General features: G+C 53.1%; 10 protein-coding genes and 1 tRNA gene. 1 reads left to right on the forward strand and 10 read right to left on the reverse strand.

The window, feature by feature from the left end; translation table 11 throughout:
• Positions 1-157: 157 nt before the first annotated feature.
• On the forward strand, positions 158-6,640 hold the full coding sequence (locus BUB27_RS12575) for a cadherin domain-containing protein (protein WP_143184193.1): 6,483 nt from the start codon (positions 158-160) through the stop codon (positions 6,638-6,640).
• 342 nt (positions 6,641-6,982) lie between these two features.
• On the opposite strand, the gene BUB27_RS18925 is transcribed toward BUB27_RS12575, so the two are convergent.
• From BUB27_RS18925 to BUB27_RS12620, 10 genes are all read right to left on the reverse strand, one after another.
• Entirely contained in the window at positions 6,983-7,159 is a 177-nt protein-coding gene (locus tag BUB27_RS18925; protein WP_159434950.1) for a hypothetical protein, read from the reverse strand.
• Positions 7,156-8,685, reverse strand: a complete 1,530-nt coding sequence (locus BUB27_RS12580; RefSeq protein WP_143184194.1) for a HoxN/HupN/NixA family nickel/cobalt transporter — start codon at positions 8,683-8,685, stop codon at positions 7,156-7,158. The genes BUB27_RS18925 and BUB27_RS12580 overlap by 4 nt, the downstream gene beginning before the upstream one ends.
• Positions 8,661-9,083: a hypothetical protein gene (locus BUB27_RS12585; protein WP_143184195.1), complete on the reverse strand. Its 423-nt coding sequence runs from the start codon at positions 9,081-9,083 to the stop codon at positions 8,661-8,663. The genes BUB27_RS12580 and BUB27_RS12585 overlap by 25 nt, the downstream gene beginning before the upstream one ends.
• Positions 9,084-9,090: 7 nt before the next feature.
• On the reverse strand, positions 9,091-9,951 hold the full coding sequence (locus BUB27_RS12590; RefSeq protein WP_143184196.1) for an amidohydrolase family protein: 861 nt from the start codon (positions 9,949-9,951) through the stop codon (positions 9,091-9,093).
• Entirely contained in the window at positions 9,914-10,465 is a 552-nt protein-coding gene (locus BUB27_RS19190) for an amidohydrolase family protein (protein ID WP_143184197.1), read from the reverse strand. The genes BUB27_RS12590 and BUB27_RS19190 overlap by 38 nt, the downstream gene beginning before the upstream one ends.
• A 64-nt stretch (positions 10,466-10,529) precedes the next feature.
• The gene (locus BUB27_RS12600; RefSeq protein ID WP_143184198.1) at positions 10,530-11,870 is read right to left on the reverse strand and encodes a metal-dependent hydrolase family protein; all 1,341 of its coding nucleotides are present in this window, start codon (positions 11,868-11,870) and stop codon (positions 10,530-10,532) included.
• A 512-nt stretch (positions 11,871-12,382) separates the two neighbouring features.
• Positions 12,383-12,458, reverse strand: a tRNA-Phe gene (locus BUB27_RS12605).
• A 111-nt stretch (positions 12,459-12,569) separates the two neighbouring features.
• The gene (locus BUB27_RS12610) at positions 12,570-13,556 is read right to left on the reverse strand and encodes a M28 family peptidase (protein WP_159434951.1); all 987 of its coding nucleotides are present in this window, start codon (positions 13,554-13,556) and stop codon (positions 12,570-12,572) included.
• 17 nt (positions 13,557-13,573) lie between these two features.
• Positions 13,574-14,506: a ParB/RepB/Spo0J family partition protein gene (locus BUB27_RS12615; protein ID WP_143184200.1), complete on the reverse strand. Its 933-nt coding sequence runs from the start codon at positions 14,504-14,506 to the stop codon at positions 13,574-13,576.
• Between the two features lie 221 nt (positions 14,507-14,727).
• Positions 14,728-17,010, reverse strand: a complete 2,283-nt coding sequence (locus tag BUB27_RS12620; RefSeq protein WP_143184201.1) for a tetratricopeptide repeat protein — start codon at positions 17,008-17,010, stop codon at positions 14,728-14,730.
• Between the last annotated feature and the right edge of the window lie 99 nt (positions 17,011-17,109).

Below are 17,109 nucleotides of genomic sequence, written 5' to 3' on the forward strand. Positions count from 1 at the left end.
ACTCAAGTGGTTTTGTTATAATTTATAAACGTGTGATAACTGGTTTATAGTTTAGTCCATGTGAAGGTGTTTAGCCTGAGTGGGGTATATGTGTTTATAGTGAGAGTTATGACCTATCTGAGTTTCTTGGCTCGGTAGGGGAAACCCACACACTAACATGAAAAACACACTAAACCCACCTAGTAGTAGGAGGGGCTATCTCTTGTGTTGGATAGCTCTGCTTACTCTGACAGGAATTTGGAATACAGCCAAGGCTCAGCTCCCCGAGTCTTTTGTTGTCAACGTTGATAAGGGGGGAGGGCAGATCGTAGAGCTGAACCTGCATAAGCATTCAGTGAGATCGGCCAACTTCAGGGTGCAGTCCTGGGATACGGTGAATGGCTACGTGGAAGAACACACGGCCCAGAATCCCGCAATGCCCGTACGTACGTACCGTGGCTACGTCACGGAAAACCCGAACGAGCTGGTGACGGCTATCGTGGATACAAGTAATGAATTGCATGCCACGGTGCACAATGGTGCCGGTCGTATCTGGACGGTGGCGAACATAGATGTGACCACGGAGATCGGCAACGGTACATCCATCACACCGCCTCCGGCTCCCTTAGCTACTGGTAGTGCTCCGGCTGGGGCTTTGCTTCCTCCAGTAGGTCTCTATAAAGCGCACGGTGTGTATGATGTGCCGAGCTCCCAGTACAAGGGATCCGTGGATGAGACGCTGGTTTACATCGAGTACCAGTGGAACGTTCACGATTTCTTCAATACGAGGGACGCCAAACTCAACATGGAGCTTAGCGAGGTGATCATTCGGAAGGAACAGTTCTATACTCCAACCAGCGGAAATGCCGGTCAGTTCAGTTCCATGCTGAGGTCCGAGTGGCTTGCCCAAGGGCAAAATGAGCGTGGTTATATTTGCAGTTTCTTCCCCTCTGGCTTCACCTTTGCGGGTGGCTACGCTAGTGGTAACAATTTCTATAATCCGGGCGGCGAGGCCGTGGCAGTAAATGCCCTCTACCACGAGGTAGCTCACAACTGGCGCGCTCAGCACTACTACTATGGTAAGGACACCATGTCTGGCTCTCACCCGGCTCACGGTGAGATGAATACCATGCGTATTCTAACAAAGAGGCAGCAGGAGATTGATGAAGGTGATCTGCAGCTTACACCTTCCTACGCGACGAACATGCACCCGCGTGCTTTTCTGGATCTCGCCTCTACCGCGGTGAATACCGCGGTAAACATCGACCCACTGGCCAATGACTGGGATGCCAACGGCGATGCTATTTCTCTCAAGTACTATACCGCTAATACCGTGCAAGGTGGTACCGTGACCGAGTCCGGCGGAATGCTGACCTACACTCCTGCTGCCGCTTATGTGGGCAAGGACGTGATTGTCTACGAAGTACAGGATACAGCAGGCCTTTACACCCAGGGGCTGATCCATATCGAGGTAATCAACCAGGGGCTTGCGGCTCACTGGGCAATGGAGGAGACCTCTGGAACAAACGCAGCGGATGGCAGTGGCCATGGGCATGACGGCTACCTAGTCGGTGTCGACTTCGGCGCGAACACCATTGATGGTCCTGTGGGCAAGGCCCTGCAGCTGGACAGAGGTAGTTACATCGTAGCTGATGCTACAGACCTGATTGCGGAGCCTGAGACTTACTATCCGTTAGAAAATGCAGCGAGTAATTTCTTTGACCCTATGGATCAGAGCTTCACGGCGACATGCTGGTTCAAGCTGGATAATTCCGGCGACACGGCCATCCTGATGAGCAAGCGAAATCCGGGCTTCTTCGGCTACCATCTGGTGGCCAGCCCAAGTGGACTCTCCGCCACCGTACGAGCCTGGGATGGAGACATCGGCTGGCAGACGGTATCCAGCGGCGCTCTGGTGAGTGATGCCTGGTACCATGCGGCGATGGTGATCAACCGTTCCGACAACACCCTGCGCCTTTACCTCAACGGCCAAGAAGTGGGGACAGCGGCTAGCCTGCCTGCAGACCTTTTCATTTTCAATGGACGTGAGGACTTGAAGCTGGGCGGCGACGCTGCAGTAGCCCTAGACGAGGCTCAAGTATATACCAAGGCTCTCAGCCTTTCAGAAGTACAGGCCTTGCACGATGCGGGTGAAGTGCCGGCAGCTCCGGTTTTCCCTGCAAATGATTCCCTGAACATAGCGGTGAACGGTACCGTACTCTCCTGGCTTGCCGGTAACAGCAGCTACCAGCACGATGTGTACTTCGGTACTGATGCAGCTGCTGTGGCCAATGCCACCACTGCCTCTCCAGAGTATCAGGGCCGCCAAAGTGCGACCAGTTTTGATCCTGGTACGCTGGACCTTTCCAAGAATTACTTCTGGAGGATCGACGAGGTGGACGGCTCCACCATCATTGGTGGCGGTGTATGGAAATTCAGCACCGCTGCGAACTCCTTGGCATCTGGCATGGTGCTTCATCTTTCCATGGATGACTCTGATGTACAGACAGCCAACGGCACCATCCACACCTATGATGATACCGCGCTGCCAGCGCAGGATTTCCAAGTGATCAATACCCCGTCAACCATCGCAGGTGTAATTGGTGATGCGATTGATCTTAGCGGGGCTGACGATGCACTGCGTTCTTACATAGCAAGCCCTGTGAAGAAGCCCAGATCCGGCGGAGTATCCGTATCCTTCTGGCTGAATACGAGCTCCACACAGAACAGTGGAGAGAAGGTCTACGATATAGGCGGCGCGTATTTCATGCGTTACTATAATGGTGACCTTCAGCCTGTCTATGATGGTAGCACAGGGGGGGCAGTCGTGTTTGACACGAACCTCAACGACGGCCAGTGGCACCACGTGGCTGTGATCAACAACGGTGCGGGTCAAACCACGCTCTACATCGATGGTGCCCAGTTCGGCACACAGTCTGAGAGCCTCTATGATGTGGCTTCCCTGCAAAGAACGGTATCTATCGGCGCAATCTACAATGGTACTTCTGAGAATATTGAGGCGGCTTATGATGACTTTGCTGTGTGGGAGAGAGAGCTCTCTGGCCCGGAAGTCAGTGATATCTATACAGAGGGTTTGTTAGGTAATTCAGTGAATGCTGAGCCTGTGTTAGTGGACACCAGCTTTGAAGTTGCTGACGGCTTCACAGGCTTCCCGAGCGGTGGCACTGGCAGCGTCGGTACCGTAGTGGATAACGACGGGGTGACTTGGACGGAGGTGACCGATGTGAAGATCTGGAACAGGACGGACATTCCTCCGGCAGGAGTGCAGACACTTACCCTCGGACTGAGTTCTTCCAACCCGATCTGTGATGTTAGCATTCCGGGGGCCGATCACGGTATTGGAACAGTCAGCTTCGACTACGCCGCTTTCTCTTCCTCCACGAACACGGAGTTCAGCGTGCAATATAATGCGGGCAGCGGTTGGGTAGAAGTATGGTCCACACAGATGGTGGGATTGGACCCTAATTTCTCCACTAAGCCATGGAGAACCGTGGAGCTGGCGCTCAATGTGCCAGGCGACGTGGCCCTACGATTCGAAGCCCTTGGCAGCAAGGGGCCAATGATCGATAATCTGCGCATCACAGGCGTGAGTGTCTCTAACCTCGCACCTGTAGTGAACGACCAGACATTCTCTGTGGCTGAGAATGCAGTCGCTGGTATTTCTGCTGGAACAGTCGCAGCAAGTGATCCTGATGCGGGAGATGCCCTGAGCTACGCCATCACCGCAGGTAATGCGGGTGGTGAGTTTGCCATCAATGGCAGTACTGGAGAAATTACCACTACGACGGTACTCGATTACGAGACGACTAACAGCTACGGCTTTACGGTCACCGTGACGGATGCTGGCGGTCTGACAGATACGGCGCTTATCACCGTGGACGTTACGAATGTGAATGAGGCCCCAACAGCTGTCGAAGCGAGTGGCAGTGTGGCAGAGAACAGTGCCGTAGGCACTACTGTGGCCACTGTGACATCCACTGACCCTGATGCTGGAGACAGCGTTACTTACGTCATTACTGCGGGTAATACGGGCTCCGCCTTTACGATCGATGGTAACACCGGCGCGGTCAGCACCAATGCCGTGCTGAACTACGAGGTGGCCAGTAATTATCAGCTTGCCGTGACGGCAACAGACGCAGGAGGTCTCTCCGATACCGTTTCCGTTAGTGTCAGCGTGATTGATGTGAACGAGGCTCCGACAGCAGCAAACGGCAGTGGTAGCATTGCTGAAGATGCGACCGTTGGCTCCACAGTGACTACCGTTTCTGCCAGTGACTCGGATGCCGGGGATACCCTGAGCTACTCCATTACTGGCGGGAATACGGGCGGTGCATTCCTCGTAAACAGTTCCACAGGAGTGATCACCACGGCTGCTTCGCTAGATCATGAGTCTAATAGTAGTTATACACTCACGGTGAGCGTGACCGATGCCGGAGGATTATCCGACACAGCGGCTGTGAATGTGACTGTGAGCGATGTGAATGAAGCTCCTGTTGCCAGTAATGGCAGTGGTAGTATCAATGAAGATGCTGCTGTGGGTAGCACCGTGCTTACAGTGGCTGCCAGCGACCCTGATGCCGGAGATACACTCACCTATGCTATCACGGCAGGTAATGCTGGCGGGGAATTCTCTATCAATGCCAGCACGGGTGAAATTACCACTGCTACGGAGCTCGACTTCGAAAGCACCGCTGGCTACAGCCTGACTGTTAGTTCTACGGATGCAGGCGGACTGAGTGACAGCGCGACCATTGCTGTAACTGTAAACGATGTGAATGAGGATCCTGTTTTTGCCAATGATCCTATCACTGGAGATAACGCGATTCTTTATGCCGAATACAGTGGCACCCTAGATGGTGAGGCTACGGATCCGGACACGGCAGACACCGTGACCTATTCCAAAGTAAGCGGTCCAGCATGGCTGAGCGTCGCCTCAGACGGTACATTGTCCGGTACTCCAGGTGATGGAGATGAAGGGCTAAACAGCTTCGAGGTAGAAGCCGCAGATGGTAACGGCGGCTCTGCGCAGGCTACACTAGAGATCATGGTCGCTACCAGTGGCGTGGTGTACTCCGATGACTTCGAGGACTACGATATCGAGAACCCATCCGACTTCTCCGTGGGAGGTGTCGTGACTGGAAACTGGGTAGCCAGCAATACGGCATCCAATGCTACTCGTACCTTTAGCACCACTAATTTCGGAGGCACGCGTCTTTGGATTAGTAATGTGGACGGAACGAGTATCACCAGTAATGGTATTCAGGTCGGTAACGCCAACTACACGATGTCTGTGGTGATGGTCACCGAAACTGCCACCGCTGGCCGCCAGTTGAATGCGACCTACGATATCCTAGCCGGGCAGACCGCTGCCACAGCGACAAGTATCATCGGTGGACCACAGGCAGTGGTTACGGATGGTGACAGCTGGAGCATTGATGATTCCAAGACAGACCATGTCTACACCGAAAGCTTCAGCACTGCCGGTCTGGCACAGGGAGATAAGCTCTTCCTGCGCTTCGAACGTGTCAGTGTAGCCGCGAACGGCGGATGGTTTGGTGTGGATGATGTTAAGCTGGAACTGGATGGCATGAACACGGCTCCAGTGCTTGGCGATGCTAGCTTCTCCGTAGACGAGAATGGAGCGGGTGCCCTAGTGGGTACAGTCACCGCGACGGATGCGGATGCCGGGGATATCTTGAGCTACGCCATTACCGCAGGTAATGCGGGTGGTGAGTTTGCCATCAATGGCAGCACTGGAGAAATCACCACCACCACTGCACTCGATTACGAGACTGCTGGCCAGTACGTGCTGACCGTGGAAGTGACGGATGCCGGCCTTCTTAGCGATACAGCAAGCATCACGGTGAACGTCAATGACGTCAACGAAGCTCCTGTGGCCAATGATGTAAGCGGATCTGTCTCTGAAGATGCTGCAGTAGGTAGCGCTGTGGTCGCCGTGACCTCAAGTGATGTGGATGCGGGCGACAGTGCAAGCTATGCTATCACCAGTGGTAACGTTGGAGGAGCTTTCTCCATCGATAGCACGACAGGTGAGATTACCACCGCTGCTGCCCTCGACTACGAGGTGACTACTTCCTACTTGCTGACGGTCAGTGTCACCGATGGAGGTGGACTCACGGACACGGCCTTGGTGGATATCACCGTGATTGATGTTGCTGATGTGGTTAGCACCTATAGCAGTGATGCCGAGCTGGTTGTTTCAGGGCTCCTGTTCTCAGGAAACTACTTGGATACGGTAAGCTCTAACAATGTGTATGAAGTGCTTCAGGAGGAGAAGACTTCAGGCAAGCCCAGTACACGAGTCTCCAGCTTGGAGCACACCTGGAGCTTCGACATCGGAGCAGCTGGTGCCCTGGTGGAGCTGAGTGTGGAAGCCTACCATAGTTCCAATAATGAGGGTGATGACTTCGTCTTCGGGTACTCTACGGATGGTATCGTCTTTACCGACGTGATCACCGTGACCAAGACCTCGGATGATAATACCGCGCAGGTTGCTATGCTTCCAGCGGATATCAGTGGAACCGTCTACATTCGAGTGAAGGACACCGACCGCACCGTGGGCAACGGATCCCAGGACACCATCAGCATTGATCAGCTCAAGCTGGAAGTGACCCGCTAGTCCTGCTTAACTCAACAATTCCAAGGCTGCTACGATTCATGCGTAGCAGCCTTTTTTTGTGGGCATAGGTGAGTAGCGTTAGATCTCCAAAAGGTATAAGCTCCAAAAACAACTCACCCGAGGTCTACGTGCAGAACTCGGGTGAATGGTGGCTCATCTCGGATTCGAACCAAGGACACACGGATTTTCAAATTGATGCCAGCTTTCCGGAGTTTAACGAACCTTGATGAAATAACGGCTCTGAGGGTAGATGGACTAAAAAGTGTTCCTATGTTTGGGCTCATTTACAGAACTGCGGTGGTCAACTGGAGGTGGTCAATAAGAGAGCTTCGAACATAGTGCCTAATTTGTAGACGTCTCCTCAAGAATTATGTCGTCGTCGCTGGTGGCGCCGTCGGGGCCAAGGGAGCGGTTGGCGTCTCTGGGGACTTGTTTCATGACGGCAGCCCATTTTGCCCCAGTAGGAAGGGCTTCGGGACGTTTGACGAAGGCTTCCAGTAAGGCGCAATAGAACATCATCTGAAGGTTTCGAATGTAGTACAAGTGAGAACGAAGAGTGTGCAGCCAATCATCAGGATAGCAGCGGCTCCTGCGATTCGTGCTCTTCTGGAAAAGCGTTTCGTAACTCCTTCGCTTGTCTTGAGATCAAGGGCTTGCCGTCCTAGCAGGGCCAGTACGCCGATACCGCTCATCGCCACCGCCATGCCGGCGGAAATGGCTGCCACCAGAAGAATCGCGGTACCCAGAAGGTTGTTAGCCATGCCGAAGAGCAAAACTAGCAGTGCTCCGGTGCAGGGAACCGAGCCGACGGCTAGTGCGAGCCAGCCCGCTGCCCCTTGGTTTTTCTCAACGGCGGCGCAGGTCTTGCAGCCATCGTGATGGTGATGGTGATCGTCCTGCGAATGTTTCGACGCACGTAGCGCTTTCCACAACATCCAAGCTCCGATCACAGCGATGAAGGCGTAGCTAGCGAGTTTTACCGCACGATAGTCTGAAGGTGCGGCTCCCGTCGTTTGACGTACGGCGAAGTCCATAAGCCAGACAACCATGACAGCTGAGAAAACATGAAAAATTGCAATCCTGGTGCCCATCGTTACGCCGCGTTTCAGGCTTCCGCCTTCGCCGACAAAGTAGGAAATCACCACAGCCTTTCCGTGTCCGGGTCCGAGTGTGTGGACAAGTCCATAGAGAAAGGAAACTAGCAAGCCCCACCACAACGGTCCGGAGGAATCCCTGTCGCGGATCGAGGTCATGGTTTTGGTGAACATGAGCGCCACCCGAATTTGGAGGGCCTCAAACCAGCTGTGCTCGTCGCCGATCTCAGGTGCTTCGACTTTGGCAAGGATATCAGAGTCATCGGGTGAATAGTCCGAGAGCCGATCGGTGGTCATGGAAAAGGAGACCTTCACCCGGGCACTGCCATCGACGAGGAAGAGGTCGTATTCCTCAGGCTTCAATTCAAGCTTCCCCTCGAGCCAGAGAGCTGCGAAACGACCACGATCTTTGGTGCCTCCTGGCACGGTCACATGGATCATCTGATTTGGCGGTGGTGGTGGTGTGTGAACGCAGGCGCCGACCCAGGGAACGAGAAGAAATTCCATGATCCCACTCTCGTCACTACGAAGCGGAAGCATGTAGCCGGGTATCCGAATCTCTTGCCCGACCAAAGACTCATCGACCTGCGTCATGCGTCGTTCCCGTCTACGGGTTACGCGCTCGCGTTGTGATAGAATCCAATCCACGTCGATGCCGACTTCGGCGAACTCTGCGATTATCGTCTCGACCTGTTTCGCGGTCGCTCCGTCAGAGGGGATGGCATCCTTTTCTCGAAGACGCCGGAAGCGCGCGACCCGACTAAGATCTAACAACTGTTCTTCGCTGAGCTTTGCGAAAGGATCATCGAAGGGCTCCTCTGACTCGGGCAGCAGTTGCTCCCACGAGGTTTCCTTAGGTGTTGGCTCCTGAGCCGTGGCAGTGCTGGCCACCAGCACCAGCGCCAGTGTTATCCAGATTGGACAAATCAGCGATTGGGAGAACGAAACCATCCGAATGCGGCGATGATGTTGAGCAAAGTTCCGTAGGTGTTGATGGCTACCCCAACCCCCCAGGCCGTTAGGGAGGCGTATCGGGCGAGCCCCTCTAACGCTAAGGACAGGATATTTCCAATCACGCCGCCACCGCCAAAGATCAGTAAGGCAGGGATCATGGCGATGCGGTAGAACTTGATGTGTCCAAAGCGGGGCAGAAACAGGCAGCAGGAATACACGGCGAAGGCAGAGAGCGAGAAGACCACCGGGGCGGCGCTGAGGCCGGTGCCAGTGGACGATTTGAGATACCCGCTAATCAGCAGATAAGTGATCGAAGCTACTGAATACAAGGCCTGCAGCAAAAGCAGCCATTTCAGCTCGAGTCGATGACCGGTTGGTTTGTCTAACTCGCTCATGGGTGCCCTATTCATTCACGGTGTTCTTGTAAACCTTCCCGTCTTTCATGATCAGGGCGAGCGATTCGTCCGGCTTGGTTAAAATCGAAATATCTTCAAGCGGATTTCCGTTGATGAGCAAAAGATCGGCATATGCGCCTTCCTCGATGACGCCAAGCTTGCCCGGATAGGGATTGCGTGGCCCAGATAACTCCAGAATTTCTGAGTTGATCGATGTTGCCTGCCTCAAAATCTCAGCGTTGGAGAACCATTTTGTGCGATTGGTAAATTCATTGGCCTGAAGCTTTTTCAGTTCCATAGAGCCAACGAAGTCAGTGCCGAACAGCACTTTGGCTTTATGCTTCTTGGCTAGTTTCATCTGCTTGTCCAGACCGTCTGCCGCCATCTGCTGTCGCTCCTTCTGTTGCTTGTTGAAACTTTCCGGCGGCGGAGCCAAGAAAAAGCCTGTTTGAGCGGAGAGATAAGCGCCTTTCTCGACAAGCAGTTTCATCGTATCTTCGGTAAGCAGATTGGCGTGTTCAATGGACAAGACTCCAGCTTCTAGAGCGACGCGGGTTGCTCGATCAGTATAGGCATGTGCTGCGACATAGGTATTCCACCGGTCGGCTTCATCGGCAGCCGCCTTAATCTCCTCGAACGAGTACTCCATAATATCAAGCGGGTCGCGCAAGCCGCTGACCGCACCGCCCACGAAGATCTTTAGAAAATGAGATCCACGCCGCATCTGATCGCGACTTGCTGTGAGGACTTCTGGCACCCCGTCCGCAAATACAGTCCCACCGATCCGTTCCAAGATTGACTCTGCTGCGCCTCCCAGCTGTCGGGGCAGTTCATTCAATGTTCTGTAATCGCCGTGTCCAGATGTCATGCCGATGGCTGCTCCGGAGGCATAAATGCGGGGTCCAATGTGGTATCCATTGGTCAATGGCTTTCTTCACGCCGAGTACGGCACCACCAGTGTCCCGCACGGTAGTAAACCCCCTCATGAGTGTGTTCTTGGCTTCTACTAATGTGAGTGCGGCGAGGTAATCGGGTGGAGAATCAAAAAACTCACCCATGCCGGTATTCCACATGAGATGAACATGTGTATCGATGAAGCCCGGAGTCAATGTCCTGCCCTCGCCATTGATTACCGTTGCTTTATCTGGGGCGGGAATAACCTTGGCGATCTTCGAGATCTTGTTCCCTTCGATCAGCACGCTCATCGACGGAGTGAGTTCATCGCTTTTTCCGTCGAAGATTCTGACGTTGGTGATCAGGGTGAATGAGCTTTGAGGGTCAGAGGCCTCAACGTCAGGAACGGAGGTCTGCGCAATTGCAGAGACAGCAAAACTGACCAATCCGGCGATTGGCAAAAGTATTTTAGCAAAACGTGTATTCATAAAGTCATCAATTGGCTGAGTTTGAATTCAAATGGTGGGGGAGGCTTCTCACTGACAATTTGCCTTATTCATTCAAGGTGTCCTTGTAGACCTTCCCGTCTTTCATGATCAGGGCGAGCGATTCGTCCGGCTTGGTCAGAATGGAGATGTTCTTGAAAGGGTCACCATTGATTAGAAGCAGGTCAGCCAAGGCGCCTTCCTCGATGACACCGAGCTTTCCATAACGGTTTCGTGGTCCAGCCATCATTAAGAGCTCGCCGGACTTTGAGGTAGCTTGCATGAGAATCTCTGCGGGTGTGAACCACTTAGTGCGCAGCTCGAACTCCTCGGGAACTCTCTTGAGCATCTTGGGGGAAGTAATGATGTCCGACCCGAAGCTGATGTTGTTGAAACCGATCTTCTTGGCGACCTTGAACATGGTGTCGATGCCGGCGTAGGCCTCGTCGTGCTTTGCCTTTTGATCGTCGGTATAGCCGTCCGGATGAAAGGTGTATACGATGACCTGGGGTGAAAGCCAGATGTTCTTCTCCTTCATCACCCGCATGGCTTTCTCGTTCATGAGGTTTCCGTGCTCGATGCACTTTACACCGTTCTCGACGGCCCGAATAATTCCTTCTGCATTGTAGCAATGGGAGGTGACATAGGTGTTCCAGTGGGTTGCCGCTTGGACTGCCGCCTGGATTTCTTCATCCGTGAATTGCTCAACATCAAGAGGGTCGGCGTAAGAGCCAGTCCCCCCTCCTGTACAGATTTTTATCTGGGTGGCCCCACGGCGAAGAGCCTCGCGGACGACGGTGAGGACCTCGGGGACGCCATCGGCCACGGCCACGTGACCATATTTCATGTAAACGCTTGGTTCATTGAAGAGCGGACGCGCATCCTGGGCGTCGGTTCGGTGGTCGGAGTGGCCAGAGGTTTGAGATATCATCGGCCCGCTTGGAAAGATGCGTGGTCCTTTCAGGATCCCCTGGTCGATAGCCTTCTTCAGCGAGAACGAATCACCACCGACGTCGCGTACGGTCGTGAAGCCCATCATCAGGTAAGTCTCTGCGGTCTGAGTAGCGACGTAGGCGATGTATTCCTCGTCTGCCGTGGCTGCCTGCCCAAAGGACATCTGAAACATCATGTGAGCGTGCGTGTCGATGAAGCCTGGGGTTAAAATCCGTCCTCCGGCATCGATCACCGAGCCCCCCTCCGGGGCCGTGATGTTAGCAGCGATCTTTGCGATCTTATTATCCTCAATGAGGATGGATTTTCCGGTGATGAGCTCTTCGTCAACACCGTTGAAAATCTTGGCATTGGTGATGAGCGTGGTGACTGGCTTTTCCTCAGCTGCGGTAGATTGCAGGCCGAGGGCAAAGACGAATGAGGAGCATACACACGCGACGATCGTTTGGAGTTTCATGGGGGTAATGAAATTAATGGGGGTTATCAACGTAAGATCATAATTTCCAATCTATAAGGGTCAAGTTAATTCTAGCAGGTCTATTGTGTGAGGTGGCGGAGGGTGCCCGTATAAATTGAGTGAGATTTTGCAATGTCGTGGGTGGCTTTCGGGTAGAGTGCTGGCACGAAGTTCATTGTTCTGGATAAGAATATACTTCTAACAAAATGGTGACGCTGGTTGATTCCCTAACTCTCTCTGAAGTCAATGAGGTGGTGAGTACGTTGCGCTCTCGTGACGTGAGTTGCCATGTGGCTGGTGGGGGGGGGCATGGTTTTGCGGGTAGCAAAGGGGCGTTGCAAGGCTGGGCCTGTGTAAGGAAATCTACGTCTTCCTCAGTATCTATCGGCTGCGGGTCATCGCCCAATGCGGATAAACTAACAAACAATGAATCACAAAATGCCCTGTCCTCAAACTTTGGTGTAGACCCTAAAAACAACTCACCCGAGGTCTGCGTGCAGATCTCGGGTGAATGGTGGCTCATCTCGGATTCGAACCAAGGACACACGGATTTTCAATCCGTTGCTCTACCAACTGAGCTAATGAGCCGTTTTGATTTGTTTGTTTACCGCGTTGCGGTGCGCGTTGTGTAGTGTGAGTGGGGGGATTTGACAACCTAAAAATGATGTTTTCGGCTGTTTTTTTCAGTGAGGGTGGGGGCTAGAGGTGGTCGGAGGCAATGCTGAGTGCTACTTGAATGCTGGTAGCGAGGCTGTTGCGGGAAATGATGTCCAGATTGTCTTTTTCGGTGTGCCACCAATCGCTGGAGCTGAAATCTCCGATCAGGTCTATGGTCGGGATGCCATAAAGGTTCATGGGAACGTGGTCATCCAGGATAAAGCGGTCCGCATAGGTGAAGGAATCCTGTAGCTCGAAGCGGGTGCGCGCTTTCTCGTAGGATTGTTTGAGCTTCTTTGGGGTGTCTGATGGAATGGCGATCTTGAGGTCTTTGTGGCCGATCATGTCCAGTAGGATTCCGAACTCAGGAAGTTTGGGATAAGGCGCTGTCTGTCTTGAGGCGCTCGAGGCTACACGTTTGGAGTAGTAATCACTGCCGTAGAGTCCGTCTTGTTGTCCTTGTTGTTCCAGGTATTCGATGCCGCCTTTGAGAGCTTCTTCTCCATCAAAGAAGACGAGCTCCATCTTGGACGCTTGGTCCGGGTGATGCTTATGCAGGTACTCGGCGATCTCTAGGATGGCCCCGGCACAAGAGGCTGCATCGTCTGCACCGAGGAAGTTGGTTTGTAGCTTGCTGTCGATGTGGGCAGCGAGAACACCTTTGACTGGTTTGCTCCAAGTGCGGGATGTCCCATCCGGTGCGTAGCGGGCGATGACATTCGTGAAAGTTTTCTGACCCAGTGGGGTGGAGGTTTGGAAGGGCTGTTCAATACAAGTCCAGCCATGCTTCTTGAGCTCAGCGATGATATAAGCGCGGGTACTGGCAAGAGCCGCGGACTCTACTGGCCGCGGCCCGAAACTCAGGATTTTTTCGGTATGACCGTATGCTTTGGAGCCAAAGTCCCATTTCTGAGAACTAACCAGTAGATCTACAGAGGATGTTGGAGCAGGGGTGTCCGGCGCAGCATCCTTACAGGATGAAAAGATCACTGCACTTGCACAGAGAAGAGTGGCTAGTCGGATGGTCACCGTTCTAACAGATGTGATTAGAAGTCGTTAAGGGATACGCCGAGCAGCTCAAGGATGCGGTTAAGATCCTCGTTGCCGTAGTATTCGATCTCGATGCGACCTTTCTTCGGAGTGTGGTGAATATTGATACGCGTAGAGAAGTCCTGCTGAAGCTGAGTCTGGATCTTACCAATGAGCGCCACTTCCTCAGAGGAGGCACCACCAGCGTTGGTAGTCTTACTGGTGGTCTTCTGCTTGTTGAAATCCTGGGTGAGTTTTTCAGCCGCACGTACGGTGAGCTTCTTCTTGATGATCTGGTCTGCGGCGAGCAGCTGCTCCTTGTCCTCTTTGAGGGCAAGAATAGCTTTTGCGTGTCCTACGGTGAGGCGGCCGTGGGCGACCATGTTTTGGACGTCTGAGTGTAGGTCAAGCAGGCGCATGGCGTTTGCTACGCTGGCGCGGGATTTACCCACTCTGGTAGCAATCTCATCCTGCTTCATGTCGAACTCCTTGGCGAGGCGAACGTAACCAGCAGCTTCCTCGATCGGGTTGAGGTCTTCACGCTGGAGGTTCTCAATGAGAGCCATTTCCAGTACGTCACGGTCGGAAGCCGTGCGGATGATGACGGGAACTTCAGTCAGCTTGAGTCGGTTAGAGGCTCTCCAGCGGCGCTCACCTGCGATGAGCTCGAGCTTGCCGTTTACCTCACGGGTGATGAGTGGCTGGATGATGCCGTGCTGACGGATGGAATCCATCAGGTCATCCAGCTGACCGTCTGTGAAATGTTTACGTGGCTGCAGGGGGGAGGGGACTACGGAGTCGATAGGTACGAGTCGTACTTCGTTGTCGCGGGTGCCGGGTGCATCATTTGCTTTCGCTACGTTGTTCGCGCTGTTAGATGCTATCGGGGTTGGATTATCTTGTTTTTTGATGAGTGCTCCGAGCCCTTTGCCTAATGCCTTCTTCGCCATAAGGTGTGAAGGATAGAATGATGCCACAGAGTTTTGCAAAGCTGTTTTTTATATTTCGTTTTGCTGAACTATTGTGTGAAAATTGTGAATAACTTCCTAGCTGCCGAAGTGCTGGTGGGTGTGAGAGTTGTGAGTAGGTGGAGGACAGCAGTACTGTCATAAAAAACGGCCAGGAGTGTCCTGGCCGATGGGTAAAAAGAAGCTCTATCAGTTGATCCGTGTTAACCGGCTTTCTTGATCCCGAGTTTTGTCTCGTGCTCAGGGTCAATGGGGTGACCTGCACGAAGGGCGTCGTTGTAGTACTTGCGTGCTTGCTTGAGGTCGCCCTTCATGAGTTGGATGATGGACATGTTGTAGTGCGCTTCGTGGAACTCAGGGTTGAGGCGGATAGCGTTATCAAAGCTCTCCTCAGCCTTATTGAGTTCGCTGTTCTGCGCGGCAATGATGCCCATGTAGAGGTAGGCCATGGGGTCTTCAGGTTTGAGGTCGATGGCTTTCTTGAGTGACTTGGAGGCTAGGGCATCCTCCTTCATGTAGTAGCGGGACATGCCAAGCATGAAGTGAGCGTATGGGTTGTTTGGGCGGGTGGTGATACCTGTCTCAAAGATACGTGATGCGTCTTGTAGCAACTCCGCATCTCCGCTTTCGTTGGCAAGTCTCAGTCGAAGCACGCCACGGTTGATCAGGAAGTTGTAATCGTAGGTGGTATCGTAAGCCATGTCGTAGGTGTCAATGGCAGGCTCAAGCTTCCCTTTCTCGATGAATCCCTTGGCCATGCTGTGGTAGGCGTTGATCTGCTCTTCGCGGCGCTGTTCTGCAATGTCTCTCTCTGTGCCGCTGGCGTATTTTTTACGGGGGTTGATGAAGGTGTCTGTAGACTCAGACTGGTCGATGTACTGCTGCTCCTTTTCCGTGAGGGTGACGGCATTTGAGGCCAATTCGTCCATCAGCTTTTTGAGGTTCTCGTCTTTGTTGGCGAGTTTGTTGTATTCTGAGGAAAGAGTCTCATCGACACGGCGGCGGTGCTTGAGGGCAGCCATCAGGCGTTTTGTTGTGCCGCGCAGGACCTCGATCTCCTCTTTCTCTATATCGGTGAGCTGAGGTTGGCTGCTCTTCAGGTTGAGTTGCTCACGTGTTTCTTTGAGGGTATTCTCTAGAAGGCTGATGCGCTTGATGAAGTTGATGCGCTCGTCCTTTAGATTGAGTATTTGCTGCTTGGCGATGGCGAGATCGTTTTCGGCCTCGATGACTCTGTCTTGAGCCACGTTCTTGTCTCGGTGAAGAATTTCCATGTCCTTCTTCAGCTTCACAATCTCATTGCCAAGGCGGAGGTTTTCCTTCATGAGCTTTTTGCCTCTCTCAACATCGCTGAGCTGGAGAAGCCCGCTGAGCTTGTCACGTTCTGCAGTCATCTTTTCCAAGTCGATGCGCAGCTGGTCAGCGATGGCGTTGGACTTGTTGAGTTGCTCGGTAAGCTCGTTGATCTGTTTCTGTTGGTCAGCTAGCTGGGTCTGGTAATCGTTTACCTGCTTACGCAGCTTTTGGTTTTCCGCGCGCAGGGATCGAACGACAGCGCTGGCATTATCCTTGGCTGCTTCGAGCTGCTGTTCCTTGCGCTTGAGCTGGGCTTGTAACAGGTCGATTTGTACTTTGTCGGCCGCTTGCTTTTTGTAGGCCGCTTCGAGCTTTTTGGCTTGGGTACGGAAATCACGAGAAATGATTCCGAGTTCCTTTTTCTGGATTTCAGTTTCCTTGCGGAGGTTTTCGACCTCTTTGCGGATAGGTGCAGAAGCGAGGTGTTCGCGTCTGCGTCTGAGTTCATCGATAGTCTCCTGATATTTGGCCTGAGTCTTCATGTCGTTGGCCTTGAGGTTGCGGATCTCCAGTTGGAGGCGAGCAATCTCACCGTTGAGCATTCGGATTTCCGGGCTTTCTTTGCCTGGAGTTAGCTGAGCCTTGAGTGATTTGATTTCAGCTTCACGGTTCTGGATTTCCTGGGCGTGCTTGAGGCGCTCAGTCTCTAAAAGCCTCTTGTAATAGTTCTGGTCGCTGTTGATGCCAGCAAGCTCACGTTGCTCGGAAGGTGTGAATAGCTTGCCTGATGGATCCGGTGTCTTTGGGTCGCCTTGCTTAGGGGCTCCCTCCACGAGGTGGGCAAGTCGGGCACGCTCCAGTGCGTATTCTTTCTCCGCCATGGGGCTGATTTTATCGATCGTCTCCTGGGTGCTCGCGATACGAGGGTTCACGATATTAGGTTTCCAATCCGGGTGAACGTTGGAGAGTGTTTTGTAAAGACGCAGGGCCTGATGGTATTTCTCCCAGGCTTGTTTGTAGTCCTTGGCTTTCTCATATTTTTCGGCCTGGATGACAGCCGTAAAAGCCGAGAGGTAGATGGCGCCAGGGTCAGTGGTGTCCTCCACTTGAGCCATGGAGCTCAGTGGTAAGAAGGTAAGGACAGCGATGACGAGGATGGATGTGTAGGTGTGGATGAGTCTGCTCATCATAGGTAGGGTCTTGTAAATGAATCGTTTAGATAGTGGAAGGGTAAATTTTGGTAAAAGGTCTCTGTTTCATGCTTATGACCTGAAACCATGGGCTCCGCC

It is taken from the genome of Rubritalea squalenifaciens DSM 18772 (genome assembly GCF_900141815.1).
Lineage (GTDB): Bacteria > Verrucomicrobiota > Verrucomicrobiia > Verrucomicrobiales > Akkermansiaceae > Rubritalea > Rubritalea squalenifaciens.

Bases quoted from the DNA above. Each gene is read 5' to 3' on its own strand.
- BUB27_RS12600 (WP_143184198.1), bottom strand. From the start codon at position 11,870: ATGAAACTCCAAACGATCGTCGCGTGTGTATGCTCCTCATTCGTCTTT.
- BUB27_RS12585 (WP_143184195.1), bottom strand. From the start codon at position 9,083: ATGAGCGAGTTAGACAAACCAACCGGTCATCGACTCGAGCTGAAATGG.
- BUB27_RS12580 (WP_143184194.1), bottom strand. From the start codon at position 8,685: ATGGTTTCGTTCTCCCAATCGCTGATTTGTCCAATCTGGATAACACTG.
- BUB27_RS12615 (WP_143184200.1), bottom strand. From the start codon at position 14,506: ATGGCGAAGAAGGCATTAGGCAAAGGGCTCGGAGCACTCATCAAAAAA.
- BUB27_RS19190 (WP_143184197.1), bottom strand. From the start codon at position 10,465: ATGAATACACGTTTTGCTAAAATACTTTTGCCAATCGCCGGATTGGTC.
- BUB27_RS12590 (WP_143184196.1), bottom strand. From the start codon at position 9,951: ATGACATCTGGACACGGCGATTACAGAACATTGAATGAACTGCCCCGA.
- BUB27_RS12575 (WP_143184193.1), top strand. From the start codon at position 158: ATGAAAAACACACTAAACCCACCTAGTAGTAGGAGGGGCTATCTCTTG.
- BUB27_RS12620 (WP_143184201.1), bottom strand. From the start codon at position 17,010: ATGATGAGCAGACTCATCCACACCTACACATCCATCCTCGTCATCGCT.
- BUB27_RS18925 (WP_159434950.1), bottom strand. From the start codon at position 7,159: ATGATGTTCTATTGCGCCTTACTGGAAGCCTTCGTCAAACGTCCCGAA.